This is a genomic window from Isoptericola sp. NPDC058082 (genome assembly GCF_042885055.1).
Taxonomy (GTDB): Bacteria; Actinomycetota; Actinomycetes; order Actinomycetales; family Cellulomonadaceae; genus Isoptericola.
In genome coordinates this window covers 6,963-31,168 of record NZ_JBHVSQ010000021.1, presented here as the reverse complement: position 1 = coordinate 31,168, position 24,206 = coordinate 6,963, and the positions used below count along the sequence as shown (strand labels likewise).

Sequence of the window (24,206 nt, the reverse complement as noted above, 5' to 3'; positions counted from 1 at the left end):
CTCGGGGTACCGGCGCCGGTGAGACGACGGGAGCGCCGGACGACGAGGGAGGGGACGGATGACCACCATCCGGATCGAAGGGCTGCACAAGTCCTACGGCGGCTTCGAGGCCGTGCACGACGTCGGCTTCACGGCCGAGCCGGGCCGGGTCGTGGGCCTGCTGGGCCCGAACGGCGCCGGCAAGAGCACGACGCTGCACGTGCTGCTCGGACTGGCCCGCGCGGACGCCGGCACGGCGACGTTCGACGGCCGACGGTACGCCGACCTGGAGCACCCGGCGCAGGTGGTCGGGGCCCTGCTGGACGCGGGCGGGCTGCACCCCGGGCGTACCGGCCGCGACCACCTGCGGGTGCTCGCCGCGGCGTCGCGGCTCCCCGCCCGCAGGGTCGACGAGGTGCTGGCGGCCGTCGGCATGATCCCCGCCGCGGACCGCCGTGTGCGCACCTACTCGCTGGGGATGAAGCAGCGCCTCGGCATCGCCACCGCGCTGCTCGGCCGCCCCGAGGTCCTGGTGCTCGACGAGCCCGCCAACGGCCTCGACCCCGCCGGCATGCGGTGGCTGCGCGAGCTGCTGCGCACCTTCGCCGACGACGGCGGCACGGTGCTGCTGGCCAGCCACGTGCTCGGCGAGGTGGCGCAGGTCGCGGACGACCTGGTCGTCATCGGCCAGGGCCGCGTCGTCGCCGCGGGCACGCTGGGCGAGCTCGTCACCACCGACCGGAGCCTCGAGGACGTGTACCTCGATCTCACCGCCGCCACCGAAGGAGTCCGCTGATGTCTGCCGTGTTCAGGGCCGAGCTGCTCAAGCTGCGCAGCACCCGGACGCCCTGGGTCATCGGGGTCGTCGCCCTCGCGGGCATGGCCCTGGTGCAGGTCCTCACCCTCGTGCTGCCGCGCACCCTGCGCACCCTGGAGTCGCTGGGCGGGGCGGACGCCGGGTTCCACGTCGGGCCGCAGATGTCCCCGGCGGACACGAGCGAGCTCCTGTCCGGGCTGGTCGCCGCCACCGACCTCGGGTCCGCCGCGGCCCAGCGCTCGCTGCTCGACCTCATGGGCACCGGCCCCGGCGGGTCGGCCTCCAGCGGCGTCACCGCCCTCTGCCTGCTGCTGCTCGGCGCGCTGGCGGCCACCACCGACTTCCGCACCGGCGGCATCGTGCCCACGGCGCTCGCCGTGCCGGACCGGCTGCGGATCCTCGCCGGCAAGGCGGGCGCGACGGCGACGGCGGCGCTCGCGATCGGGGTGGCGCTCGCGCTGGTCACCGCGGTCGGGCTGGTCCTCGCGGTCGCGACGACGCCCGGCGCGAGCCTGGCGATCGGGCCCGGCGAGGCGCTCGGCGTCTGGGCGCGGGGCCTCGCGGTGATGGTCCTGCTCTCGTGGCTGGGGCTGGCCGTCGGTACCCTCGTGCGGGGGCAGGTCGCGGCGATCGTCGTGGTCGTGGCGCTCGCCCTCGTGGAACCGATGATCCAGGCCGCCGCGCTCGTCCTCACCGGCGGCGCGACGGCGGCGACGTCGTGGCTGCCGATCACCCTCGGCTCCCTCGCGTCCGCAGGGCAGGGCGCCGCGCAGCTCTTCGGCGCGACGACGGACGCCGGCCCGGCGGTCGGGGTCGCCGCGGCGCTGACGGGGCTGCTCGCCTGGGCGGCCGTGCTGCTCGTCACGGCGGGAGCGGTGTTCCGTCGCCGTGACCTCGCCTGATATCAGATCGATACCCGCCTGACCAGCGGAGACGTGTCTCGCCCGGCCCCGGGACGGCGTACCGTGGGCCGGGCTCGACAGCCATCCGAGATCCATCCAGACAGCCATCCAGACAGCCATCCAGACAGCCATCCGACACCGACGGAGGACCCGTGCTCGACGTGCTGCGCCGGCGGCTCGACGCCCTCGGCGTCCGGACCCCCACGGGCCGCGACGCGCTGCTCGGCGGCGTGGTCGCGACGCTGTCCGTCGCGCTGCTCCTGGTGCTGCTGGAGGTCGTGTCGTCGAGCCTCGGCGAGTCGTTCGGCGCCCAGGCCTCGGTCGACGGGATGAGCACCGGTGCGCTGGTGGCGGCGTGCGTCGTCCTCGTCGGGCAGGCGATGGCGCTCACGCTGCGCCGCCGGTTCCCGATGCTGTGCCTCGCGCTGGTGCTGCTCGGGCAGCTCGCCCTGGCGCCGCTGCTGCCCCCGTACATGAACTTCCAGGCGCCGGCCACGCTGATCGCCGCCTACTCGGTGGGGGTGCACGCCCCGCGTCGACCCGCCCTCGGCGCCGCGGCGGGCGCCGCCGTCGTGCAGGTGCTGCTCGGATACGTCCTGGGCGGGCCGGCGTCGTCGGCGGAGCTCGGCGTGCCCGTCGGCACCCAGCTGTGGGGCGGCCTGGTGTCCGCGCTGGTGGTCTACCTCGGCGCCGTCCTCGTCGGCGCGTACATCGGCACCCGGCGCGAGCTGCTGGCGCAGCTGCGGGCGCGCGTCGCGCAGGCGGAGCGGGAGCGGGAGGCGCTCGCGGCCCAGGCCGTCCTCGCGGAGCGCGGCCGCATGGCCCGTGAGCTGCACGACGTCGCGGCCCACCACCTGTCCGGGATCGTCGTGCAGGCGGCCGCCGCCGAGCGGCTCGTCACGGGCGACCCCGAGCGGGCGAAGGAGTCGCTGCGCTGGATCCGCGGGCAGGGTCGGGAGACGCTCGACAACCTGCGGCTCGTCGTCGGGATCCTCCGCGACACCGGCGAGGGCGACGACGCGCCCTCCGCCCCGCAGCCGACGCTCGCGGACGTGCCCCCGCTGCTCGACCTCGCCCGCAGCACGGGTACGCGCGTCCAGGAGACGCGACGTGGCGAGCCCTACGACCTGCCGCCCACGGTGCAGCTCACGGTGTACCGGGTGCTCCAGGAGTCGCTCGCCAACGCCCGCCGGCACGCACCGGGCAGCGCCGTCGACGTCGAGACCGTGTACGACGAGGACGGGCTGGCGATCACCGTGCGCAACGGGCCCGCCGACCGGTCGGCGGCGACCGCCCCGCCGCAGGAGGCGGGCCCGGGGCACGGCGTCATCGGCATGACCGAGCGCGCGGAGCTCGTCGGCGGACGGCTCACCGCTCGGCGCACGTCCGGCGGCGGCTGGCTGGTGCGGCTGGTCGTGCCGCGCCCCGCGGACGCCGAGGACCCGCGGGTGCCTGTCGGGCAGGGCGCCCGATGACGCGCGTCGTGCTCGTGGACGACCAGGCGGTGGTGCGCGCCGGGTTCACCGTGATCCTGCAGAGCGAGGGCCTCGAGGTGGTCGGGGAGGCGTCGAACGGAGCGGACGCCGTGCGCGTGGCCCGCCGCGAGCGGCCCGACGTCGTGTGCATGGACGTGCGGATGCCCGGAGGCGACGGCATCACCGCGACGCGCGAGCTCGCCGGTCCGGGCGTCACCGACCCGGTGCCCGTGCTGGTGGTGAGCACCTTCGACCTCGACGACTACGTGTTCGGTGCCCTCGAGGCCGGCGCCTCCGGCTTCCTGCTCAAGGACGCCGAGCCCGAGGTGCTCGTCGACGCCGTGCGCCGCGTCGCGGCGGGCGACGGCCTGGTGGACCAGACCCTCACGCGCCGCGTCATCGACGAGTTCGCGCGCCGCCGGGGCCCGGTCGTGGCCGACCCGCGCGCGACCGGGCTGCTCACGGCGCGCGAGCAGGAGATCGTCGCGCTGCTGTGCCGCGGGTCGTCCAACGCGGAGATCGCCGCGGCCCTGTTCCTCGAGCCCAGCACGGTGAAGTCGCACCTCAGTCGGATCATGACCAAGACGGGCGCGCGCGACCGCGTGCAGCTCGTCGTGTGGGCCTACGACTCCGGGCTGGTCGTCCCGGGCGCCTGATCTGGCCGGTCAACCGTTCCCGGCCTCCTCGATGAGCCACCCGTCGTCACCCTGCGTGAGGTAGTACGTCCAACCGAACCCGCCCTCGGGGATGGAGCCGTCCTCGGCGAAGAGTCGCCAGTCGACGTCGAACCCGGCGTTGACCTGGCCGGTGCCGACGGTCTCCAGGCCGGTGACCGTCAGGCTCGCGGCGTCGTGGCACATGGACTCCGTGGTCGTGGCGAACGACGGCGCGGTGAGGTCCTGCGCGGTGCCGCAGTCGTGCGCGTCGATCGCGTCCAGGTAGGCGCGCACGACGTCTTCGGCCGTGGCGTCCGCGGGCGGCGCCGCGACGTCGGCGGTCCGGGGGAGAGGGAGGATCTGCGCCACCCCGAACGCGACGACCACGACGACGAACGCCAGGGGTAGCCATCGTCCGACGCGACGTCGTCGTCCCACGGTGGCGGGGACGGTCTCGGCCGACATGCTCGGAGGCTAGCCGCGCACCTCACCGTGCGCTCTGCCGTCGCCCGGGTAGACAGTCCCGAAATTCTCTGCAATGTTGCTGCAAGGCGACAATGCGCACTCCCGCTTGTCGCCGACGCGGCCACCCGCCGTGCACGACACCCCGGCATCGCCGCCGGGGGAGAGCCGGCGGGCCCTCACGGGGGTCCGTCCGACCCGAAGGAGACAGCAATGACGCACGCACGCACCACGCGCTCCCGACGTCGACAGGCCGGGCGAGCGGTCGCCGCCATGGCGGCAGCAGGACTCACCGCCGCAGGCCTGGTCGCGACCGCGACCCCTGCCAGCTCCGACCCGTCGTCGGCCGCCGAGGAGCCCGCCGCCGCGGCCGACGTCGCGCACGGGGACGTCATCCTCACCATGTTCCAGTGGACATGGACGTCCGTCGCCGAGGAGTGCGCCAGCACGATCGGCCCCGCCGGGATCGACGCCGTCCAGGTGTCGCCGCCGCAGGAGCACATCCAGGGCGCCGCATGGTGGACGTCGTACCAGCCGGTGAGCTACCGGATCGAGTCCAAGCTCGGCACGCGCGAGGAGTTCGAGGCGATGGTCGACGCCTGCGGCGAGGCAGGTGTCGGCGTCGTCGCGGACGCCGTCATCAACCACACCACCGGCGCGGACCAGGGAGCCGGGACCGGGGTGGCGGGCACGTCGTTCGCCGTCGACGACTTCCCCGGCGTCCCGTACACCGCCGCGGACTTCAACGACTGCCGCGAGAACATCGCGAACTACGGCGACCGGGACGAGGTGCAGAACTGCCGCCTCGTCTCGCTCCAGGACCTGCGCACGGGCTCGCCCGACGTGCAGGACAAGATCGCGGGCTACCTGAACGACCTGCTCGACCTGGGCGTGCAGGGCTTCCGCATCGATGCCGCGAAGCACATGCCTGCGGAGGACCTCGCCGCCATCAAGGCGAAGCTGAGCGACCCGGACGTCTACTGGGTGCAGGAGGTCATCGGCGCGGGCGGCGAGCCGATCCAGCCGTCCGAGTATGTGGGCAGCGGCGACGTGCACGAGTTCGACTACGCCCGCCAGCTCAAGAACGCGTTCGGCGGCCAGCTGGCCGGCCTGCGGGGCGTCGCCGACGGCAAGCTGCCGTCGGACCAGGCCGGCGTCTTCGTGACCAACCACGACACCGAGCGCAACGGCGAGACGTTGACGTACAAGGACGGCGACGCCTACCGGCTCGCCACCGTGTTCATGCTCGCGTTTCCGTACGGCTCGCCGTCGCTGTACACGGGCTACACGTTCGACGACAAGGACGCCGGCGCGCCCGGTGTGACCGCGACGAGCGTGCCCGACGCCGACTGCGACGGCGGAGCCTGGAGCTGCATCCAGCGCGACCCGGCCGTCGCGGGGATGGTGAGGTTCCACCACGCCGTCCAGGGCACCGACCTCACCGACTGGTGGGACGACGGCGGCGACCGGATCGCCTTCGGCCGCGGCGACGCCGGTTTCATCGCCCTCAACAGCGGTGACGGCGAGGCGGAGCACACCTACACGACCTCGTTGCCCGCGGGCGAGTACACGAACGTCGCGGCCGGGGAGGGTGCGGCCGCGACGTACACCGTCGCCGCGGACGGGACCTTCACCGCGACCGTCCCCGCCAACAGCGCGGTCGCGCTGCTGCCGGCAGGCGCCGACGGCTGAGCTCCCGGCACGGCGGGCGGGCGGTCGCGGCCGCACGACCTCGTCCAGGTAGCTCTGCACGGCGGCGTCGAAGAGCCCGCGCTTGGAGCCGAAGGCGTGGTAGATGCTCGACCGGTTCAGTCCCGTGGCGCGCTCCAGCGCGGGGACGGACGCCTCCGCGTAACCCTCGCGCCAGAACACCTCGCGGGCCGCCCGGACCGCCTGCTCGGTCTCGAACCCCTGCGCCCTGCCCATCGTGCCTCCAAGTTGTGCAACGCTCGTTGCAGTATATACAGTGGACCGACCGTTACAGAATCGAACCGGCCGACCGCGCCGGGCAGGCAGCAGGGGGACCGATGGTCGTCGCAGGGCTCGTCCTGGCAGGGATCGCCGCCGCGCTCCACGTGTACATCTTCTGGCTCGAGTCCCTCGCGTGGACCACGCCGCGGGCGCGCGCCACGTTCGGCACGACGGAGCAGGGGGCCGCCGCCACGCGCGAGCTGGCCTTCAACCAGGGGTTCTACAACCTTTTCCTCGCGGTCGTGACGACGGTCGGCATCGTGCTCGTCGCCGCCGGCAGCACGGGCGCCGGCGCGGCCCTCGTCCTGGCCGGCACGGGCAGCATGCTCGCGGCCGCCCTCGTCCTGTTCCTGTCGTCCCCCGGCAAGCGCGCTGCCGCCGTCAAGCAGGGCACCGTGCCTCTGCTCGCCGTCCTCGCGCTGGTCGTCGGCCTCGCGTCCTGACCCCCCGTCACCGGAAGAAGGCACCACCCCGCATGTCCTCGATCGTCAGCACCCAGGTCCAGCTCGCCGCCCGCCCCACCGGGTGGCCGGCGCCGGACGACTTCCGCACCGTCCAGGTCACGTACGGCGACCTCGAGCCCGGTCAGGTCCGCGTCGTCAACGAGTTCGTCTCCGTCGACCCCTACATGCGCGGTCGCATGAACGACGTGAAGAGCTACACCCCGCCCTACGCGCTGGGGGAGACCATGACGGGTGGCGCGGTCGGCCGCGTCGTCGAGTCCACGTCCGACGACGTCCCCGTCGGTGCGGTCGTGCTGCACCAGCACGGCTGGCGCGACGTCGCGCAGGAGGACGCGCGCGGCTTCCGGGTCGTGCCCGAGATCCCGGGCGCGCCCCTGTCGCTGCACCTCGGCATCCTCGGCATGACGGGTCTCACGGCCTACGTCGGCCTCACCGCGATCGCGGGCATGAAGCCGGGCGACACGGTGTTCGTCTCGGGTGCCGCGGGGGCCGTCGGCACCGCCGCCGGCCAGATCGCGCGGCTGCTCGGCGCCGAGCGGGTGGTCGGGTCGGCAGGGTCGGCCGAGAAGGTCGAGCTGCTCACCTCGAAGTACGGCTACGACGCGGCCCTCAACTACAAGGACGCGCCCGTGCGAGAGCAGCTCCCCGCGCTCGTGCCGGGCGGCGTCGACGTCTTCTTCGACAACGTCGGCGGCGACCACCTCACCGCGGCCCTCGACGTCATGAACGACGGCGGACGGGTCGCGCTCTGCGGCGCCATCGCCGGCTACAACTCCACCGACCGCCTGCCCGGCCCGGACAACATGGCGAACCTCGTCACCCGCGGGCTCCGGCTCGAGGGCTTCACGCTCGGCGGGTACCTGCACCACGCGCCCGCGTTCCGCGAGCACATGGCGGGCTGGTTCGCCGACGGGAAGATCGCCTACGACGAGACCGTCGTCGACGGCATCGAGAACGCCCCGCAGGCGTTCCTCGACATGATGCGCGGCGCCAACACCGGGAAGATGGTCGTCCGCACCGCGCGCTGAGCTCGCGTCGGCCGCGTCAGCCGGGCTCGGCCGCCCGGGCGACGAAGACCCACTCCAGACCCGGGCGGTCGGGGGCGTCGCGCACCTGCTCGACGACGTAACCGGCGTCCTCGAGCGACGCCACCAGCTCGTCGTGCTCCCGGAACCGCAGCGTCGAGTCCGAGCGCAGCACGCGCCCGTCGGCCAGGACGAACGTGCCGCGGAACGTCACGAACGGCAGCGACACGTCGACCAGGTCGGTCCACGTCTCGACGACGCCGAACCCCGGCACGTCGTCGCGGCGGTGCGTGCGCTCGCGCGTCCAGCCCTCCCAGAACCGCTGGGCCGGGTCGCGGGTCTCGAACACCAGGTGCCCGCCGGGGACGAGGGCGGCGTGGGCGCCCCGCAGTGTCGCCGACCACGCGTCGTCGGTGCCGAAGATCTGCGCGACGTTGCCGGTCATCGTCGCGAGATCCGTCTGCAGCGGCGGCAGCGTGGTGGCGTCGCCGTGCAGCCACCGCACGCGCTCGGCGCCGGGCTTGCCGCGCGCTACCTCGAGCGAGGCGCCCGCCGGGTCCACCCCGACGACCTCGAACCCCTCCGCCGCGAGCAGGCACGCGAACGTGCCCGTCCCGCAGCCGACGTCGAGCACACGGCGCGCGCCCAGCTCGTGGGCGAGCGTCAGGTACGGGACGAGGTCGCCGCGGTCCGGGTCGAGCGGGTCGTACAGCCGGGCGAGCGTGGGGTCGGCGAAGACGGCGTCGGGCACGCATCGACCGTAGGCCGGGCCGTGCCGCGCGGTCACAGGGAATTCCGCGGGTGCGAGACGTCCGGGACGTCTCAGCGGATCCGGGTGTGGGTCATGACCCAGTTCACCGGCTCCCAGGTACGGCCTTCGTCGAAGGAGAAGTCCTGCTCCCACCGGGGACGCGGGGAGTCCGTGTCGAGCCACCGGAACCGGGCGAGGATCGTCCTGCCCTCGTGCTCGAAAGGGCCGACGAAGGTGCCGACGCCGTCCGTGAACGTCCCCTCGACCGGGGGGTCCAGCCGACCGGGCTGGCTCGTGGATGCCCACCAGATCCGCCACACGTCACGTGACGGGTCGTACAGGCGGAGGCTGTGACCGCTGAACCGGGACCCGTCGGGCAGCGTGCCGGACGTGTCGTCGGCGTTGCCGAGGCCGTCGAGGATCGGCCCGGCGACGGCCTCGGTGTCGAACTCGGCCCAGGTGCCCGTCGTCGACCCCGGGGCCAGGGGCTCGGTCCAACGGCGATGACGGACGCGCCACGCGCCGAACAGGAAGTCGAAGTCGTGCTGCGTCCCCACGGGTCCTCCTCGTCGAACGGGCCGGGCCCCGAGCCTGGCAGGGGCCCCCGACACGTCGCAGGAGGTCAGGCGTGCAGCGCCTGCTCGACGTCCTCGACGATGTCCCGCGGGTCCTCGAGGCCGATCGACAGCCGCACGGTGGTCTCGGCGATGCCGACCTTGGCGCGGCCCTCGGGGCCGAGCTTGCGGTGCGTCGTCGTGGCGGGGTGCGTGATGATCGACTTCGCGTCGCCGAGGTTGTTGGAGATGTCGACGACCTGGAGGGCGTCGAGGAACGCGAACGTGCGCTTCTTCGCCTCGGCCGCCTCCGTGCCCTCGGGCACGGCCAGGTCGAACGTCACGACCGTGCCACCGCCCGACTGCTGCGCCTTGGCGAGCTCGTGCTGCGGGTGCGACGGGAGGAACGGGTAGCGCACCCCGGTCACTCCGTCGAGCTCCTCGAGCGCGGTCGCGACCTGCAGCGCCGCCGCGTTCTGGGCTCGCACGCGCACGTCGAGCGTCTCCAGGCCCTTGAGCAGCACCCACGCGTTGAACGGGCTCAGCGACGGGCCGGTGTTGCGCACGAACGTCTGCACCGGCCCGGTGAGGAACTCCTCCGTGCCGAGGATCGCGCCGCCGAGCACGCGCCCCTGCCCGTCGATGTGCTTGGTGGCCGAGTACACGACGACGTCGGCACCGAGCTCGAGCGGCTTCTGCAGCACCGGCGTCGCGAACACGTTGTCCACCACGACGACGGCGCCGGCGGCGTGCGCGAGCTCGGCCACCCGCCGCACGTCCACGAGGTCCTGCATGGGGTTGGACGGCGACTCGAAGAACACGACGTCTGCCGGCGTGGCGAGGGCCTCCTCCCACTGCGAGGTCACGTGCCCGTCGACCAGGTCGACGCGCACCCCCCACTTGGCGAAGATCTCGTCGTAGATGACGTTGGTGGACCCGAACAGGGCCCGCGCCGAGACGATGCGCGAACCGCTGGAGACCAGCGCGGCGAGGGCGTTGAACACCGCCGACATGCCCGACGCCGTGGCGTAGCAGGCCTCGGCACCCTCGATGAGGCGCAGCCGCTCCTCGAACGTGTGCACCGTCGGGTTGCCGTACCGCGAGTACAGGAACTGCGAGCGCTCGCCGGCGAACGCCGCCTCGGCGTCCGCCGCCGAGGCGTAGGTGTACCCCTGGGTGAGGAACAGGCCCTCGGACATCTCCTGGAAGTCCGACCGACGGTGCCCGCCGCGCACGGCCAGGGTCGCGGGCCGGACCGTGGCGGGCAGCGGGCGCGAGCCGCCGAAGGTCGTGGGGTCGGCGCCAGGGCCGGTCGGGACCTGCACGCCGCTCATCGGGCCTGCTCCGGGTCCTGCTGCCGGGCGGCGTCGTACGCGCCCCACGGCAGGCCGCGCACCTTCCAGCCCTCGCGGTCGCGGACGCCGTCGAAGCCGGGGCCGCCCTCGAAGCCCTCGAGCACGTTGTACGCCGGGCCGAGGCCCGACGACGTCGCGAGGCGCGCCGCGCCGATCGAGCGCTGGCCGGAGCGGCACAGGAAGACGACGGGGCGGTCCGCGGTCACGCCCGCGGCGGCGAGCTCGGCGAGGAAGCCGGCGTTCGGGCGCCCGCCCGCCTGCACCCACTCGACGAAGACCGGGGTCTTCCCGGCGGTCGCGGTGTCCGGCACGCCGATGGCGCGCCACTCGCCCTCGGTGCGCACGTCGACGAGGACGGCGTCCGGATCGCCGGCGAGCAGGTCCCACGCCTGCTGCGGGGTGAGGTCGCCGGCGTAGCCCTCGGCGGGGCGGGGATCGATCTGGGTGCTCATCGCAGTCCTCCCATCGGTCGTGGCGGTAGCACCCTCGTCCGGACGGGCCGCCGTCGCCGGCGACCGGCCCGCGGGTTGCTGCGGCGTCGACGTGCCACGTCACTCGGCCGCTCGGGATGGTCCTGGCGATCGTACGACAGCGTCCGCGTGCTGGTCACCCCGTCTCGGGACGCGAACGCCGCGCGTCCCCGGTGTGCCCAGGCGCGGCCGAAGGTAAAGTCTCCGGCAGGACTCGGGCTCGGCCGCACCTCGAAGGAGACGGACGATGGCAATCCTCGCCACGATCAAGGGGTGGTTCCGGCGCGAGCGCAAGGAGCCGTTGGAGCGTCCGCGCGACCTGCCGCCGCCGCGTCCCGAGGGCGGGCGCCCGCACGAGGCCCCCTACCCCCAGGGCGCGGACAACGTGCTCGGCTGGCGGGACGGCCCTGGCGTCTGACCCGCGGCACACCCACACCCAGGGGATCAGTCGTCGTCGTCCTCGCCGAAGTGCGCCACGTGGGCGTGCTGGTGGTGCTTGACGAACAGCCGCAGCTCGACGTCGCGGCCGTCCGCCTGCTGCGTGAGCACGCGGTCGATCCGGTCGGACTCGCGGGTCGCGGCGTCGACGATGACGTCGGCGTGCTCCTTCGTGTCCGCACCCGACCAGGTGCCGGGCTCCGCGAGCGCGGCCTCGGCCTCGTCGGTGCCGGCGGCCAGGTCGGTGCCGGTGAGCTGCTCCACCTGGGCCCGGTCGAGGGTGATGACGGTCTTGTCGCTGTCGGCGTAGCGGACGGTGTACGCCGAGGGGTCCTTCGCCGCCGGCGCGTCGGCGGTCTCCTCGGTCCCGTCGGCCTGCTCGTCGGCGCCCGCGGCGTCGTCGGCGTGCTGCGTCGCCGTCGTGTCCGACGCCGAGCTGCCCGGGTCGTCGAACTCGGCGTCGGGGGTCGGGGACGCGCACGCGCTCAGGGCGAGGAGGCTCGCGAGGGCGATCGGCGTCAGTCGGCGGGGAAGGTGTCGCATGGTCTCTCCTGGTCGATGGGGGCAGCCCCGTGCGGTGCTGACCCCCGTGAGTCGTCCGCGGCGGCGGAAAGGTTGCACGCGGACCGAGATTTCTTCGTCCGGGTCAGGACCCGGCGCCGACCCGCAGCCGGTGCACGGCCGTGAGGGCGGTCCCGTCCGGGGCGCGGGCCTCGAGCACCACCTCGGCGGCGCCGGTGCTGCTGGCGGTGAGCCGCACGCGCTCGTCGTCGGCCACGTAGGTGCCCGTGGGCAGCGTCCACACCCAGTGCTCCGCGCCCGCGACGTCGGCCGTGAGGGTGACCGGCTCGCCGACGGTCGCCGCCCCGGGCCCGGAGATCGCGACGCTCGCGCCGCCCGCGGCCGAGCGAGGCCGGTCGAGCCAGGCCGTGACGCCGGCGCCCGCGCCCAGGCCGAGGACGGCGGCGGTGACCGCGGCGACGACGACGGCGGCCGGGCGGCGTCGCGCGCGGTCCGGGCCGCCGGTCGTGCCCGGGCCGAGCGCCCCCTCGACGTCGGCCAGCCAGGCTGCGGCGTCGGGGTGCCGCCGGGCGGGGGCGTCGGCGAGGCTGCGGCGCAGCGCGGCGTCGAGGGAGCGCGGGAGGTCGGCGCCCTCGACGAGCCAGGACAGCAGCGCGGACATCGCCCACAGGTCGGCGCGGGTGTCGACCGTGCCGGGGCCGTCCTGCTCCGGCGGCCGGAACCCCTCGGTGCCGCCCGCGACGGTCAGCCCGGAGCTGCGGGCCAGGTCCTTGCTCATGCCGAGGTCGGCCAGGACGAGGCGCTCGTCCGGCCGGACGACGGCGGCGGGAACGCCCTCGACCGCACCCTCCGGGCCGGTACGCAGCAGCACGTTGCCGGGGCTGAGGTCCCGGTGCACGAGGTGCGCGGCGTGCACGGCCTCGACCGCGGCGGCGAGCCCCCGGGCGACGGCGAGCACGTCGGCGGGCGTCGCCGTCCACCCGTCCGCCCGCAGGGCCGCGACGCGGGCCGCGAGGGTGCCGCGGTCGGCGAGCTCGAGGACGAGGTAGGGCTGCTGGCGGTCGCTCTCGCCGATGTCGTGCACGGCGACGACGTGCGGGCTCGCCACCCGCCGCAGCGCCCGGCCCTCCGCGATGAACCGCTCGCGGACCTCCGGGTTGAGGCTGTGGTTCTCGGCCAGCACCTTCACCACGACGACGTCGTCCAGCCGCTCGTCCACGGCGCGGTGCACGGTGGCGAACGACCCGACGCCGATGACGTCGCCCACCCGGTACCGCCCGAGCAGCGGCTCGGGCGCGGCCGGCGCGGCCATCAGGACAGGCTCCCGAGGGCCGCGGCCACGAGCGCGCGGCCGCGCGAGACCTGTGACTTCACGGTGCCGACGCTGCGCCCCAGACGGTCGGCCACCTCCGCGTAGGGCAGGCCCTCGATGTCGCGCAGCGTCACGGGCTCGCGGTAGAGCTCGGGCAGGGCGGCGAGCGCGTCGCGCACGGTGGCGCGCGTGGCGATGAGGGAGCTCATCCGTTCCGACGGCCCGACGTCGTCGTCGGGCAGGGGAGCGGTGGCGCGCTGCCGTCGCAGGTGGTCGACCACCCGGTGGCGCACGATCCCGTGCACCCACGTGGTGACCCGCGACCCGCCCGCGAACGACCGGACCGACGTCGCCACGGAGACCAGCACGTCCTGGGAGACGTCGTCCACGGCGGCCTCGTCGAGCAGGGCGCCGCGCACGAAGCGCCGGACGACGCCGGACGCGTCCAGCAGCTCCACCAGCAGCTCGGTCGCGGGCGCGGAGCCCGCGGCGGCCCGCCCGCCGACGAGGTCGAGGACGTCGGCGGCGTCGTCCCCGGTCGCCGCGCGGGCGGCGAGCCCTGCGGCGTGGAGGTCGCCGCCGGCGAGGGCGCGGGCGACCAGCTCGGCCGGGGTTCCGACGGGGCTTCCGACGGGGCCTCCCGGAGGCGCGCCGGAGGCCGGAACGGTGCGATCGGGCATGCATCCAGCGTCTCACGCGACCGCATCGTGAGAAGGGGGCGGGCTCCGCTTGACCGTGTGGTGCTGCGCACGCACGATGGGCGGCAGGTCAAGAGCGCCAGCGCGAAGCCCCGGCTCGCTGGCCGGCAACCCTCCTCTCGCGGCGGGGTGCCCCGGGTGACGACCTGGCCCTGCGCCGTCCGGCGCGCGGGCAAGCGCGGGGAGCCACCTCCCCGGCACGACCGAGGAGGACCACGCATGACCACGCTCACCCCCGCGCCTGCGGTGCCCGCCGCGCGCGTCGGCGCCGTGCAGGACGTCGCACCCGTGCTGCCCGTCGTCGGCGGCGACACGCTCGTGCCGCTCGTCGACGGCCGTCAGCTGCCGTACGCCAACCTCGACGTCGCGGCGTCGGCGCCCGCCCTGCAGGCCGTGGCCGACCGGGTCGCGCGCGTGCTGCCGCTGTACGCCAGCGTCCATCGCGGCGCCGGCTACCTGTCGCAGGTCTCGACGGCCCTGTACGAGACGGCCCGCCGCACGATCGGCGCGTTCGTCGGAGCCCGCGAGGACGACCTCACGATCGTCACCCGCAACACGACGGACTCGCTCAACCTGCTCGCGGGCTGCGTGCCCGCCGACCCGGCCACCGGCGAGCCCGGCCGCGTCCTCGTGCTCGACATCGAGCACCACGCCAACCTGCTGCCCTGGCAGCGCGTCACCGACGCGACCGTCGTCGCGGGCGGCCCGTCCGTGGCCGCCACCCTCGCGGAGATCGAGGAAGAGCTGGGGTCGGCCGCTGCCGCGGGCCGCCCCTACGCCCTCCTGGCGCTCACCGGCGCGTCCAACGTGACCGGCGAGGCGCTGCCCGTGGCCGACGTCGTCGCCGCCGCGCACGGCGCCGGCGCGCGCGTCGTGCTCGACGGCGCCCAGCTGGTGCCGCACCGCCGCTTCTCGCTCGCGGAGACGGGCGTCGACTACGTCGCGTTCTCGGGCCACAAGACGTACGCGCCGTTCGGGGCCGGTGCCCTGGTCGGCCGGCGCGACTGGCTCGACGCCGGCACCCCGTACCTGGCCGGCGGCGGCGCCGTGCGCCGGGTGCGCACCACCACGACCGACTGGCACGAGGGCCCCGCCCGGCACGAGGCCGGCTCGCCCAACGTCGTGGGAGCGGTGGCGCTCGCGGCCGCGTGCGACGAGCTCGCCGCCCTCGACCCGTGGGTCGCGGCCGGGCACGAGGACGCCCTGCGGCGCCGGCTCGTGGACGGGCTCGGCGAGATCGAGCGCGTCGAGGTCGTCCACGTCTGGGACGACGCCGTCGACCCGGTGGGGGTCGTGACGTTCACCGTCACCGGGTACGACCCGGGCCTCGTCGCCGCGTACCTGTCCGCCGAGCACGGCATCGGCGTGCGCGACGGCCGGTTCTGCGCCCACCCGCTGCTCGGCCGCCTCGGCTTCGACGCCGGCGCCGTCCGCGCGTCGGTGGGCCTCGGCACCGCGGGCGAGGAGGTCGAGCGGCTCGTCGCCGCCGTCCGCTCGCTCGTGACCGAGGGGCCGCAGGCGCAGTACGACGTCGTGGACGGGCTGTGGGTCGTCGTCGACGACCCGCGCCCCGTGCCCGAGGGCTCCGGCCTCGAGGGGCTGCTCGCCACCGCCGCGCTGGGCGCCGACGAGGCGTTCGGCTGCCTGCCCGACGACCTCTGAGCCGTCGGCCCCGCCCCGGGCGGACATGACGACGGGGCGCCACCGTGCGGTGGCGCCCCGTCGTGTCAGCGGGTCAGCCCTTGAACGCGTCCTTGACGTCGTCGCCCGCCTGCTTGAGGTTCGCGCTGGCCTGCTGGGCCTTGCCCTCGGCCTCTTTGCTCTCGTCGTCGGTGAGCTTGCCCGTGGCTTCCTTGGCCTTGCCTTCGGCCTCTTCCGCCAGGTGCTTGGCCTTGTCTCCCAGTCCCATCGGGGCTCCTTCCGTCGGACGAACGACCTCGAGCACCGACCGTAGGCGCGTGCCCGCCGGCTCGCACGCCGACGTCTCAGGTCGTGGTCCTCCGGGTGGCGACCGGCAGGTCAGGGCGTCGGGCGGCCGAACTCCTCGATCAGCACCGGGTACTGCTCGTGACCGTGGCCCGCGGCGACGCCACGGTCGGCCACGGCCTTGAGCAGTCTCGGCAGCTCGGTGCTCACGCCCAGCGCCGCGCTCTCCTCGACGAGGTGCGCCATCGCGCGCGCGTCCGTCTCGAGGGCCGAGGCCTCCGCCGGGAACCTGCCGCTGTCGACCTGCTCCGCGTAGCCGGGCAGCCAGGCGGCCACGCCCTCCGCGATCTGCCGGGCGAACGGGGCGAAGGCGGCGGCGTCCACCCCGGCCGTGCGGAGCATGGCGGTGCCGTGCAGCCACGCGTCGAGGACGCTCCACATCATCGTGAGGCCGGCCGCGTCGTAGAGGGACGCCAGCCCGGGGTCCTCGCCGAGGTGGGTGACGGTGCCGAGCGCGGCGAGGGTGGCGGCGTGCGCGTCGAAGTCCGTCCGGGGCCCGCTGTGCAGGACGACCGCGTCCGCCGTCCCGATCGCGGGCGGCACGGCCATGATCGCGCCGTCGAGGTATCGCGCGCCGCGCCGGGCGGCCCACCGGGCGGTCTCCCTGGCCTGCGAGGAGCTGCTGGACGTGAGGTTGACCAGCGTGGCGCCGGCGAGGTCGACGTCGTCGTGGCCGAGCAGCTCGCGCACGGCGGCGTCGTCGGTGAGGCAGACGATCGTCAGGCCGCCGGGACGGACCGCCGCGGCCGCCGTGGGCGCCAGGTGCGCGCCGTCCGCCACCAACGCGTCGGCCCTGGCGGGGGTGCGGTTCCACACGGTGGTGGGGTGCCCGGCCCGCAGGAACGCGCCGGCGAGCGCGCGACCCATGAGGCCGAGTCCGACGACGGAGACGGGGGCGGGGGACGACGGCTTGTGGGTTCTGGTGACCATGGCAGCATCGTCGACGTTCATACCGGTGTGAAGGTCAAGGGGGAGCGGGATGCGGATCGGTGAGCTGAGCCGCCGCACGGGCGTGCGGACGCACCAGCTGCGCTACTACGAGGCCCAGGGCCTGCTGGACGTCGCCCGACGCTCGAACGGCTACCGCGAGTTCGACGAGGGGGCCGTGCTGCGGGTGCGCCAGATCCGGCACCTGCTCGACGCGGGCCTGTCGTCCGAGGACATCGCCTACGTCCTGCCGTGCGCGGTCGGCGAGGAGCCGCAGCTGCCCGGCTGTGCCGAGCTCCTGACCGCGATGCGCTCCCGCCTGCGGCGTCTGGAGGACCAGATGGCGAGGCTCGCCCGCTCGCGCTCGGCCCTGGCCGGGTACATCGCGGCGGCGGAGCGGGTGGGTGGCGAGACCTACCCGCCGCTCGACGGCGCGACGGCGGAGAGGGTTCCCGCCTGATCACCAGGCCGGAGGGTGCCGATCCGCCCAGCGCAGCCGGTCCTCGAGCTGGGCGGCGAGCGCGAGGAGCGTCGTCTCGCCGCCCGGCCGCCCGATCAGCTGGACGCCCATCGGCAGCCCGTCGTCGGTCCAGCGGGTCGGCAGCGTGATCGCCGGCAGCCCCGCCACGTTGAGCATCGACGTCCACGGCGTGTACTGGCACTGCTGCTCGAAGTTGCGCTCGGGGTCCTCGGGGTCGAACCAGCCGAGCGGGCGGGGCGTCGTCGCGAGCGCGGGGGTGACGACGGCGTCGAACCGTGACACCTGCGCGACCAGCCTGCGCTCGAACGCCGTGAGCGCACGCAGCGCCTCGGCGAGCTCGCGGGCGGGCACCTGGCGGCCGCGGCCGATGAGCCACCGGGTGAGCGGCTCGAGCCGGTCGAGCCGTGCGGGGTCGTCCAGCGGGACCGCGGAGGCGCCCGCCATCCACAGGGTGCGGAAGGCGGGGCCGTACGTCGGGTCGGGCTCGAGGGACAGGTCGTCGACCTCGTGCCCCAGGCCGGCGAGCGTCGCCACGCCGGTGTCGAGCGCGGCGCGTGCCTCGTCCGACGTCGTGATCGCGTAGAAGTCGTCCCAGGCGGAGTCGGTCGTGACACCGATCCGGAACCGGCCCCGCACGTCCTCGCCCCCGTCACCCGCCACCTCTCCGCGGCGCGCCGCGGCCAGGTACTCCCCGGCGCGGGCCGACGGCGCGCGCAGCGTGAGCGGGTGCGCCACGCGGCCGTCCGGGGTCCAGGTGAGCATGCCCTCCAGCAGCAGCGCGGTGTCCTCGGCGGTGCGGGCGAGCGGCCCGTTGACGACCAGCCCGCCCAGCGACTCCTGGCCCGACCCCGCCGGCACGAGGCCGCGGCTCGGCTTCAGCCCGACCACGCCGCACGCGGCGGCGGGGATGCGGACCGACCCGCCGCCGTCCGACCCCGGCGCGCACGGGAGCAGGCCCGCCGCGACGGCGACGGCGGCGCCGCCGCTCGACCCGCCCGCCCCGAGGCCCGGGTCCCACGGGTTGCGTGCCACCGGCCCCGCCAGCGGCTCGGTGTACGCGGGGAAGCCGAGCTCGGGGGCGGTCGTGCGGCCGAGGCTCACCATGCCGGCGGCGTCGAGGACGTCGACGATCTCGTCGCTCACCGGCGGCACGACGGCGTCGTCGCCGGCGAAGGCGCGGGAGCCGAACCGGGCGGGCACGCCGGCCCGCATCCACAGGTCCTTGTCCCCGCCGGGCAGCCCCCACAGGGTCGCCCGGCCGTGCGCGCCGTCGCGCTCGAGGGCCGCCGTCCGCGCGCGCGCCGCCTCGGGGGCGACGGTGGCGAACGCCCCCAGGTCGGGGTTGGCGCGCTCGATCCGGGCGAGGAAGTGGTCGGCCACCTCGGTCGGCGTGAGCTCTCCCGCGCGCAGCAGGTCGCGCAACCGGGTGGCGGTCATCTCGTGCAGGGCGTCGTCCATGATCCGCACGCTACCCATCCCGCTGCCCGGGTCGCCGAACAGGCGGTTGACACCGGTATCGCGAGGAAGTTGGACGCATTCCGGCATCAACCGCCTGTTCGGCGAGGATGGGCCCGTGCATCACGACCTCGTCCTCGCCGGCCACGGCGTGCGCCTGGAGCCGCTCGGCCCGCAGCACGCCGAGGCGCTGCTCCCCCTGATCGACGCCGACCTCTGGTTCGGCATGACGTCGCCGGTCCCGTCCGGGCTCGCGGACCTCGAGGCGTGGATCGAGGCGGGCGTCGCCACGCCCGGCACGACGGCGTTCGCCGTCGTGGGCGACGACGGCGCGGTGCGCGGGTCCACCCGGTTCTACGAGCTGGCGCCGGGCCCGCGCCGCGTGGAGATCGGCACCACCTTCTACGGCCGCGACTGGTGGGGCGGCACGACCAACCCGGCGTGCAAGCTCCTGCTGCTGCGGCACGCGTTCGACGAGTGGGGCATGCGCCGCGTCGCGCTGCGCGCCGACTCCCGCAACACGCGCTCGTGCGCGGCCATCCGGCGCCTCGGCGCCACGCCGGAGGGCGTGCTGCGCAAGCACCGCGTCGCCGCCGACGGCACGGTGGGGGACACCGCCTACTTCTCGATCGTCGACGACGAGTGGCCCGGCGTCCGCGCCGGCCTCGAGGCCCGGCTCGCCGGTCGCTGACGTCCGCACCCCCGTGCTCGGCAGGTCGGCGGGCGCGGGCGGTGGGAGTCTGGACGGGTGACCACCGAGGACGCTCCCGCCGTCGACCCGGCCCCCGGCTCCGACGCCCACGACGACCGGGCGTTCTTCGGCCACCCCCGCGGCCTCGCGACGCTCTTCAGCCTGGAGGTCTGGGAGCGGTTCTCGTTCCTGGGGATGCAGGCGATCCTCGTCCTCTACTTCACCGCCTCGGTCGCCGACGACGGCCTCGCGATGGAGCCCGGCAACGCGGCGTCCATCGCCGCCGGCTACGGCACGATGGTCTACCTCGTGTCCGTGGGCGGCGGCTGGATCGCCGACCGCGTCCTCGGCTCCTACCGCGCGGTGCTGTGGGGCGGCATCCTCATCGCCGCCGGCCACTACACGATGGCGGTACCGGCGGAGATCTCCACGTGGATCGGGCTCGTGCTCATCAGCCTCGGCACCGGGCTGCTCAAGCCCAACGTGTCGACGCTCGTGGGCAAGCTCTACTCCACCGACGACGACCGCCGCGACGCCGGGTTCGCCCTGTACTACATGGGCATCAACGTGGGCGCGTTCGTCGGTCCGCTGGTCACCGGCTGGCTGGGCGCCGAGGTCGGCTGGCACTGGGGCTTCTCCGCCGCCGCGATCGGCATGACGGCGGGGCTGATCCAGTACGTCGTGGGGCGCCGGCGGATCCCGGGCTACGGCCGGCCGGCCGAGGCGCCCCTGCCGCCCGACGCCGCGCGCCGGACCCGCCTGCTCCTGCTCGGCGCGGCGGCGGCCGTGGTCGTCGTCCTCGTGGTGCTCGCCCTGGTCGGGCGGCTCAGCATCGCCGGGGTCGTGGACGCCCTCACCGTGATCGCGATGGTGGCGCCGATCGTCTACTTCACGGTGATGTTCCGCAGCCCGCGCGTGACGACCGAGGAGCGCGGCCGCCTGCGGCCGTTCCTCGTGCTGTGGATCGCGTCGGTGGCGTTCAACTTCGTGCTGTTCCAGGCGTACTCGGTGCTGATCCTGCTGGCCGAGGACCACGTGCAGCGGACCCTCTTCGGCTGGGACGTGCCGTCGGCCTGGTTCAGCTCCTACCTGGGCGCCGCCGAGGTGCTCGTCGCCCCGCTCGTCGCCGCACTGTGGACGTGGCTGGGGCCGCGCCAGCCGCACGCGTCCAAGAAGGTCGCCTTCGGTGCCCTGCTCGGCGGCCTGTCCTACCTCGTCCTCGTGCCGGCCGTGAGCGGGCAGTCCGGCGACTGGCGGATCGCCGTCTGGTGGCTGCTGGTCTCCCTGACGCTGCTCGGCCTGGGTGACGTCCTGCTGCAGACCACCGGCCTGTCGGCCACCACGAAGCTCGCCCCGCTCGCGTTCTCCAGCCAGTCGATGGCGGTGTGGTTCCTGTCGATCGCGCTGGCCAACGGCATCCAGGCGCAGACCGTCCGCTTCTACGGCGAGGTGCCAGACGGCGTCTACTTCGCCGTCAACGGCGCCGTGCCCGTGATCGTCGCCGTCGTCGTGCTCGCCCTGTCGCCGTGGATGAAGCGCACCATGCACCCCGTCCACTGAGGCACCCGTCCACTGATCGTCCGAGCGCCGGAGGACCCATGCGCCACGTGACCGACCTGCCCTACGAGACCCTCGTCGAGGACCTGTGGATCCCCCTGGCCGACGGCACGCGCCTCGCGGCCCGCGTCTGGAGGCCCGTCGACCCGACGCCTGTCCCGGCGATCCTCGAGTACCTGCCCTACCGGCTGTCCGACTGGACGGCCCCGCGCGACGCCCAGCGCCACCCCTACTACGCAGGGCACGGGTACGCGTCGGTGCGGGTGGACATCCGGGGCAGCGGCAACTCCGACGGGTTCCAGGACGACGAGTACTCGCCCACCGAGCTCGCGGACGGGGTGGTCGTCGTGGAGTGGCTGGCGGCGCAGGGCTGGTGCGACGGGTCGGTCGGCATGTTCGGCATCTCGTGGGGCGGCTTCAACTCGCTCCAGATCGCGGCGCTCGCGCCCGAGCCGTTGAAGGCGATCGTCACGGTCTGCTCCACCGACGACCGCTACGACAACGACGTGCACTACACGGGCGGCTCCGTGCTGGCCGTCGACATGCACGCGTGGGCGGCCACGATGCTCGCGTTCTGCTCGCGCCCGCCGGACCCGGTGTACGTGGGGGAGGGCTGGCGCGAGCAGTGGCTCGACCGGCTGGAGCGCACCGAGCCGTTCGTGCACACCTGGCTGGACCACCAGAGCCGCGACGACTACTGGCGGCACGGCAGCGTCATCGAGGACTACTCGACGATCTCGGCGGCGGTGCTCGCCGTCGGCGGCTGGAACGACCCGTACCGCGACACCGTGCTGCGGCTCGCCGCGGCGGGCGACGACGGCGCCCTGCGCGCCCCCGTGCGCGGCATCCTCGGCCCGTGGTCGCACCAGTACCCCGACCGCGGTCTGCCGCCGGGCCCGGCCATCGGCTTCCTGCAGGAGACGCTGCGCTGGTGGGACCACTGGCTCAAGGGCGCCGACCGCGGCGTCCTCGACGACCCGCCGCTGCGCGCGTGGATCAGCGAGTCCGTGCCGCCCGCCACCGTCTACGACGAGCTGCCCGGCCGGTGGGTGGGCGAGCCGTCGTGGCCGTCGCCGCACGTCTTCCCCCGCGAGCTGCCGCTCGTCGCCGTCGACGCCGACGACCCGCCCGAGGGCGGCCTGCGGACGACGGCGCCGACGGTCGGGGCGCTCGCGGGCGGCCACCCCGTGCCGACGTCGTGGCTGGTGGACTCGCCGTCGCACACCGGCGTGGACGCCGGCCGGTTCTTCCCGTTCGGCAACGACGCGGACCTGCCGCCCGACCAGCGGGAGGAGGACGGGCGGTCGCTCTGCTTCGACTCCGCCCCGCTCACCGCGCCGCTGGAGATCCTAGGGCGCGCCCGCGTGCGGCTGCGGCTCACGTGCTCGGGGGAGAAGGGGCAGGTCGTGGCGCGCCTGTGCGACGTCGGCCCGGACGGCTCGTCGACGCTCGTCACGCGCGGCGTGCTCAACCTGTCGGCCCGGCACGGTCGCGACCGCGTCGTGCCGTGGACGCCGGGCGCGACGGAGGAGGTGTCGTTCGAGCTCACCGGCACCGGCTACGCGCTGGCGCCCGGGCACCGGCTGCGCCTCGCGGTGTCCTCCGCGTACTGGCCGTGGGTCTGGCCGCAGCCCGGCGACGCCGTGCTCGCCGTCGCGGTCGGCGACGGTGCGCTGGAGCTGCCCGTGCACGACCGGGCGTCGTCGCACCCGCCCGTCGTCTTCGAGGAGCCCGAGCAGACGCCGCCGCTGGGCGTCGTCTTCGGCGAGGCGGGCCAGGCGCGGCCGGAGCGGCGGGTCGTGCGGGACGTCGCCGAGGGCCGGTGGCTGCTGGAGGTGGACCCGCGCTACGGCGGCACCCGCACCTACCCCGACGGCCTGGAGTTCACCGAGGACGCGCTCGAGCGGTACTGGATCGGACGGGACGCCACCAGCGCGCGCACCCGCTCGGACTGGACGGTGCGGCTGCGCCGCGACGCGGGCGACCCGCTGCCCGCGGGGATGGCCGGCGGCTGGGACGCGAGCGTCGTCACCCGGTCGGAGATCTCCTGCGACGACCACGCCTTCCACACCGAGAACGAGGTGGTGGCGCGCGACGGCGACGAGGTCGTCTTCGAGCGGCGGTGGACGCGGTCGATCCCGCGGACCGCGGGCTGACGGCTACCGCAGCAGCGGCGCGACCTCCTGCCCGAGGAACGCCGCGAACCCGTCGAGGTCCGGCTCGTCCTGCGTCGGCTGCGCGACGACGGTCGTGACGCCGAGCGCGGCGAAGCGGCGCAGCCCGTCGGCGACCTCCTCCGCTGAGCCCCACGTGGCGTGGTCGGCGAGGACCTCGTCGGAGGTCGCGTCGACGTCCCACTTCGCGAGCGAGGCACGCAGCCGGTCGGCCGCCCCGGCGCCGGTGGCGACCTGCGCGAACGCCACCGCCCGGAACGGGTGCGCGCTGCCCGGCCCGGACTCCGCGACGGGCGGCAGCCCGGCGGCCGCACGCCCCTCGTCGAGCAGCGCGATCGCCTCGCGGGCCCCCTGGACGCCGGCGTCCCCGTCGATGACGACGCCGTCGGCGATCTCGCCGACCAGCCGCATCGTCCTCGGGCCCTTCGCCGCCGCGACCACGGGCGGCGCGACGGCCGGCGGCCAGTCGAGGGCGACGCCGTCGAGGGTCACGTAGCGGCCGGACGTCGTGACCCGCTCCCCGGCGAGCAGCGCGCGGAGCGCGGTGACCTGCTCGCGCATGAGCGTCAGCGGCGACGCCACCCGGGCGCCGACCTGGCCCATCCAGTCCTGCACGCCGTGCCCCACGCCCGGCAGGAACCGACCGGGGAACATGCCGTCGATCGTCGCCGTCTCCATCGCGGTGAGCGCCACGTTGCGCAGCGGCAGCGGCATGACGCCGATCCCGACGCGCAGGCGTTCGGTGGCGCTCAGCATCGCCGCGGCCGCGGACGGGCCGGACTCGAGGAAGCAGTCCTCCCACAGCCAGACCTCGTCGAGGCCGGCGGCCTCGGCGGTGCGGGCGAACGGGACGAACCGCGAGGGCGGGTTGCCGTAGGGCGCGAGGATGCAGCCGAGGGTGGTCATGCACCCGATCCTGCCCCAGGCCCGCACGCCGAGGTAGTGCCCAGCGCCGCGAGGTAGTTCGAGGCGCCGCGAGGTAGTTCGCACCCCCCCCCCGCACCTCCACCCCCCCCCCCCACCCCCCTCCCCCCCTCTTTCCCCCCCCCCCCCCCCCCCCCCAAAACCCCCCCCCCCACGGGGC

General features: G+C 75.0%; 25 protein-coding genes, 1 pseudogene and 1 riboswitch. Of the genes and pseudogenes, 13 read left to right on the top strand and 13 right to left on the bottom strand.

What is annotated here, in order from left to right:
- Positions 1 to 58 precede the first annotated feature (58 nt).
- The 4 genes from ACFVS0_RS19750 to ACFVS0_RS19735 all read left to right on the top strand — a co-directional run bounded on the left by ACFVS0_RS19750 (position 59) and on the right by ACFVS0_RS19735 (position 3,829).
- A complete protein-coding gene (locus ACFVS0_RS19750; protein WP_430563823.1) occupies positions 59 to 775 on the top strand; it encodes an ABC transporter ATP-binding protein in 717 nt (238 codons plus the stop codon).
- The gene (locus tag ACFVS0_RS19745) at positions 775 to 1,698 is read left to right on the top strand and encodes a hypothetical protein (protein WP_430588919.1); all 924 of its coding nucleotides are present in this window, start codon (positions 775 to 777) and stop codon (positions 1,696 to 1,698) included. The genes ACFVS0_RS19750 and ACFVS0_RS19745 overlap by 1 nt, the downstream gene beginning before the upstream one ends.
- A gap of 152 nt (positions 1,699 to 1,850) precedes the next feature.
- The gene (locus ACFVS0_RS19740; RefSeq protein ID WP_430588918.1) at positions 1,851 to 3,173 is read left to right on the top strand and encodes a sensor histidine kinase; all 1,323 of its coding nucleotides are present in this window, start codon (positions 1,851 to 1,853) and stop codon (positions 3,171 to 3,173) included.
- Positions 3,170 to 3,829, top strand: coding sequence for a response regulator (locus tag ACFVS0_RS19735; protein ID WP_430552182.1), 660 nt, complete (start codon positions 3,170 to 3,172; stop codon positions 3,827 to 3,829). Before ACFVS0_RS19740 ends, ACFVS0_RS19735 begins: the two co-directional genes overlap by 4 nt.
- 9 nt (positions 3,830 to 3,838) lie before the next feature.
- On the opposite strand, the gene ACFVS0_RS19730 is transcribed toward ACFVS0_RS19735, so the two are convergent.
- Positions 3,839 to 4,294, bottom strand: a complete 456-nt coding sequence (locus tag ACFVS0_RS19730; protein ID WP_430588917.1) for a hypothetical protein — start codon at positions 4,292 to 4,294, stop codon at positions 3,839 to 3,841.
- Positions 4,295 to 4,504: 210 nt separating this feature from the next.
- On the opposite strand from ACFVS0_RS19730, the gene ACFVS0_RS19725 reads away from it, so the two are divergent.
- Positions 4,505 to 5,983: an alpha-amylase family protein gene (locus ACFVS0_RS19725; protein WP_430588916.1), complete on the top strand. Its 1,479-nt coding sequence runs from the start codon at positions 4,505 to 4,507 to the stop codon at positions 5,981 to 5,983.
- A 24-nt stretch (positions 5,984 to 6,007) separates the two neighbouring features.
- Here ACFVS0_RS19725 and ACFVS0_RS19720 read toward each other — a convergent pair.
- A pseudogene (locus ACFVS0_RS19720) lies at positions 6,008 to 6,217 on the bottom strand (helix-turn-helix domain-containing protein); the annotation flags it as partial.
- A 101-nt stretch (positions 6,218 to 6,318) separates the two neighbouring features.
- Between ACFVS0_RS19720 and ACFVS0_RS19715 the strand changes: the two are divergent.
- Entirely contained in the window at positions 6,319 to 6,705 is a 387-nt protein-coding gene (locus tag ACFVS0_RS19715) for a DUF1304 domain-containing protein (RefSeq protein ID WP_430588915.1), read from the top strand.
- Between the two features lie 32 nt (positions 6,706 to 6,737).
- The gene (locus ACFVS0_RS19710; RefSeq protein WP_430588914.1) at positions 6,738 to 7,754 is read left to right on the top strand and encodes an NADP-dependent oxidoreductase; all 1,017 of its coding nucleotides are present in this window, start codon (positions 6,738 to 6,740) and stop codon (positions 7,752 to 7,754) included.
- A 16-nt stretch (positions 7,755 to 7,770) separates the two neighbouring features.
- On the opposite strand, the gene ACFVS0_RS19705 is transcribed toward ACFVS0_RS19710, so the two are convergent.
- The 4 genes from ACFVS0_RS19705 to ACFVS0_RS19690 all read right to left on the bottom strand — a co-directional run bounded on the left by ACFVS0_RS19705 (position 7,771) and on the right by ACFVS0_RS19690 (position 10,863).
- Positions 7,771 to 8,502 (bottom strand): class I SAM-dependent methyltransferase, encoded by a 732-nt coding sequence (locus ACFVS0_RS19705; protein WP_430588913.1) that lies wholly within the window; start codon positions 8,500 to 8,502, stop codon positions 7,771 to 7,773.
- A gap of 71 nt (positions 8,503 to 8,573) precedes the next feature.
- Positions 8,574 to 9,059 (bottom strand): hypothetical protein, encoded by a 486-nt coding sequence (locus ACFVS0_RS19700; RefSeq protein WP_430588912.1) that lies wholly within the window; start codon positions 9,057 to 9,059, stop codon positions 8,574 to 8,576.
- A 65-nt stretch (positions 9,060 to 9,124) separates the two neighbouring features.
- Positions 9,125 to 10,390 carry an O-succinylhomoserine sulfhydrylase gene (locus ACFVS0_RS19695; RefSeq protein ID WP_430588911.1) on the bottom strand — a complete coding sequence of 422 codons (1,266 nt, stop codon included), beginning with the start codon at positions 10,388 to 10,390 and terminating at the stop codon, positions 9,125 to 9,127.
- Positions 10,387 to 10,863, bottom strand: a complete 477-nt coding sequence (locus ACFVS0_RS19690; RefSeq protein WP_430552173.1) for a rhodanese-like domain-containing protein — start codon at positions 10,861 to 10,863, stop codon at positions 10,387 to 10,389. Before ACFVS0_RS19690 ends, ACFVS0_RS19695 begins: the two co-directional genes overlap by 4 nt.
- 265 nt (positions 10,864 to 11,128) lie before the next feature.
- Between ACFVS0_RS19690 and ACFVS0_RS19685 the strand changes: the two genes are divergently transcribed.
- A complete protein-coding gene (locus ACFVS0_RS19685; RefSeq protein WP_430563813.1) occupies positions 11,129 to 11,299 on the top strand; it encodes a hypothetical protein in 171 nt (56 codons plus the stop codon).
- A 26-nt stretch (positions 11,300 to 11,325) separates the two neighbouring features.
- Here ACFVS0_RS19685 and ACFVS0_RS19680 read toward each other — a convergent pair whose 3' ends face one another.
- The 3 genes from ACFVS0_RS19680 to ACFVS0_RS19670 form a co-directional block, all read right to left on the bottom strand.
- On the bottom strand, positions 11,326 to 11,862 hold the full coding sequence (locus ACFVS0_RS19680; protein WP_430588910.1) for a hypothetical protein: 537 nt from the start codon (positions 11,860 to 11,862) through the stop codon (positions 11,326 to 11,328).
- A gap of 103 nt (positions 11,863 to 11,965) precedes the next feature.
- Complete coding sequence (locus ACFVS0_RS19675) at positions 11,966 to 13,153, bottom strand: protein kinase (RefSeq protein ID WP_430588909.1); 1,188 nt, start codon at positions 13,151 to 13,153, stop codon at positions 11,966 to 11,968.
- Positions 13,153 to 13,833: an RNA polymerase sigma factor gene (locus ACFVS0_RS19670; RefSeq protein ID WP_430552169.1), complete on the bottom strand. Its 681-nt coding sequence runs from the start codon at positions 13,831 to 13,833 to the stop codon at positions 13,153 to 13,155. Before ACFVS0_RS19670 ends, ACFVS0_RS19675 begins: the two co-directional genes overlap by 1 nt.
- Before the next feature lie 86 nt (positions 13,834 to 13,919).
- Positions 13,920 to 14,036: riboswitch (SAM riboswitch) on the top strand.
- A gap of 34 nt (positions 14,037 to 14,070) precedes the next feature.
- Here ACFVS0_RS19670 and ACFVS0_RS19665 point away from each other — a divergent pair.
- Entirely contained in the window at positions 14,071 to 15,513 is a 1,443-nt protein-coding gene (locus ACFVS0_RS19665) for an aminotransferase class V-fold PLP-dependent enzyme (RefSeq protein ID WP_430588908.1), read from the top strand.
- A gap of 73 nt (positions 15,514 to 15,586) precedes the next feature.
- On the opposite strand, the gene ACFVS0_RS19660 is transcribed toward ACFVS0_RS19665, so the two are convergent.
- Together ACFVS0_RS19660 and ACFVS0_RS19655 are read right to left on the bottom strand one after the other, a co-directional pair.
- Entirely contained in the window at positions 15,587 to 15,760 is a 174-nt protein-coding gene (locus tag ACFVS0_RS19660) for a CsbD family protein (RefSeq protein ID WP_429766061.1), read from the bottom strand.
- Positions 15,761 to 15,870: 110 nt separating this feature from the next.
- Entirely contained in the window at positions 15,871 to 16,767 is an 897-nt protein-coding gene (locus ACFVS0_RS19655; RefSeq protein ID WP_430552167.1) for an NAD(P)-dependent oxidoreductase, read from the bottom strand.
- 49 nt (positions 16,768 to 16,816) lie between these two features.
- Here ACFVS0_RS19655 and ACFVS0_RS19650 point away from each other — a divergent pair, with 49 nt between their 5' ends.
- Positions 16,817 to 17,224, top strand: a complete 408-nt coding sequence (locus ACFVS0_RS19650; RefSeq protein ID WP_430563809.1) for a MerR family transcriptional regulator — start codon at positions 16,817 to 16,819, stop codon at positions 17,222 to 17,224.
- Here ACFVS0_RS19650 and ACFVS0_RS19645 read toward each other — a convergent pair whose 3' ends face one another.
- Positions 17,225 to 18,703, bottom strand: coding sequence for an amidase (locus tag ACFVS0_RS19645; protein ID WP_430588907.1), 1,479 nt, complete (start codon positions 18,701 to 18,703; stop codon positions 17,225 to 17,227).
- A gap of 115 nt (positions 18,704 to 18,818) precedes the next feature.
- Here ACFVS0_RS19645 and ACFVS0_RS19640 point away from each other — a divergent pair, with 115 nt between their 5' ends.
- Genes ACFVS0_RS19640 through ACFVS0_RS19630 form a run of 3 tightly spaced genes read left to right on the top strand, consistent with a single transcriptional unit; the run spans position 18,819 to position 23,104 of the window.
- Positions 18,819 to 19,391 (top strand): GNAT family N-acetyltransferase, encoded by a 573-nt coding sequence (locus tag ACFVS0_RS19640; RefSeq protein WP_430588906.1) that lies wholly within the window; start codon positions 18,819 to 18,821, stop codon positions 19,389 to 19,391.
- Positions 19,392 to 19,448: 57 nt separating this feature from the next.
- Positions 19,449 to 20,951 carry a peptide MFS transporter gene (locus tag ACFVS0_RS19635; RefSeq protein WP_430563806.1) on the top strand — a complete coding sequence of 501 codons (1,503 nt, stop codon included), beginning with the start codon at positions 19,449 to 19,451 and terminating at the stop codon, positions 20,949 to 20,951.
- 38 nt (positions 20,952 to 20,989) lie between these two features.
- The gene (locus tag ACFVS0_RS19630; RefSeq protein WP_430588905.1) at positions 20,990 to 23,104 is read left to right on the top strand and encodes a CocE/NonD family hydrolase; all 2,115 of its coding nucleotides are present in this window, start codon (positions 20,990 to 20,992) and stop codon (positions 23,102 to 23,104) included.
- Between the two features lie 3 nt (positions 23,105 to 23,107).
- Here ACFVS0_RS19630 and ACFVS0_RS19625 read toward each other — a convergent pair whose 3' ends face one another.
- A complete protein-coding gene (locus ACFVS0_RS19625) occupies positions 23,108 to 24,028 on the bottom strand; it encodes an LLM class flavin-dependent oxidoreductase (RefSeq protein WP_430563804.1) in 921 nt (306 codons plus the stop codon).
- Positions 24,029 to 24,206: the final 178 nt, after the last annotated feature.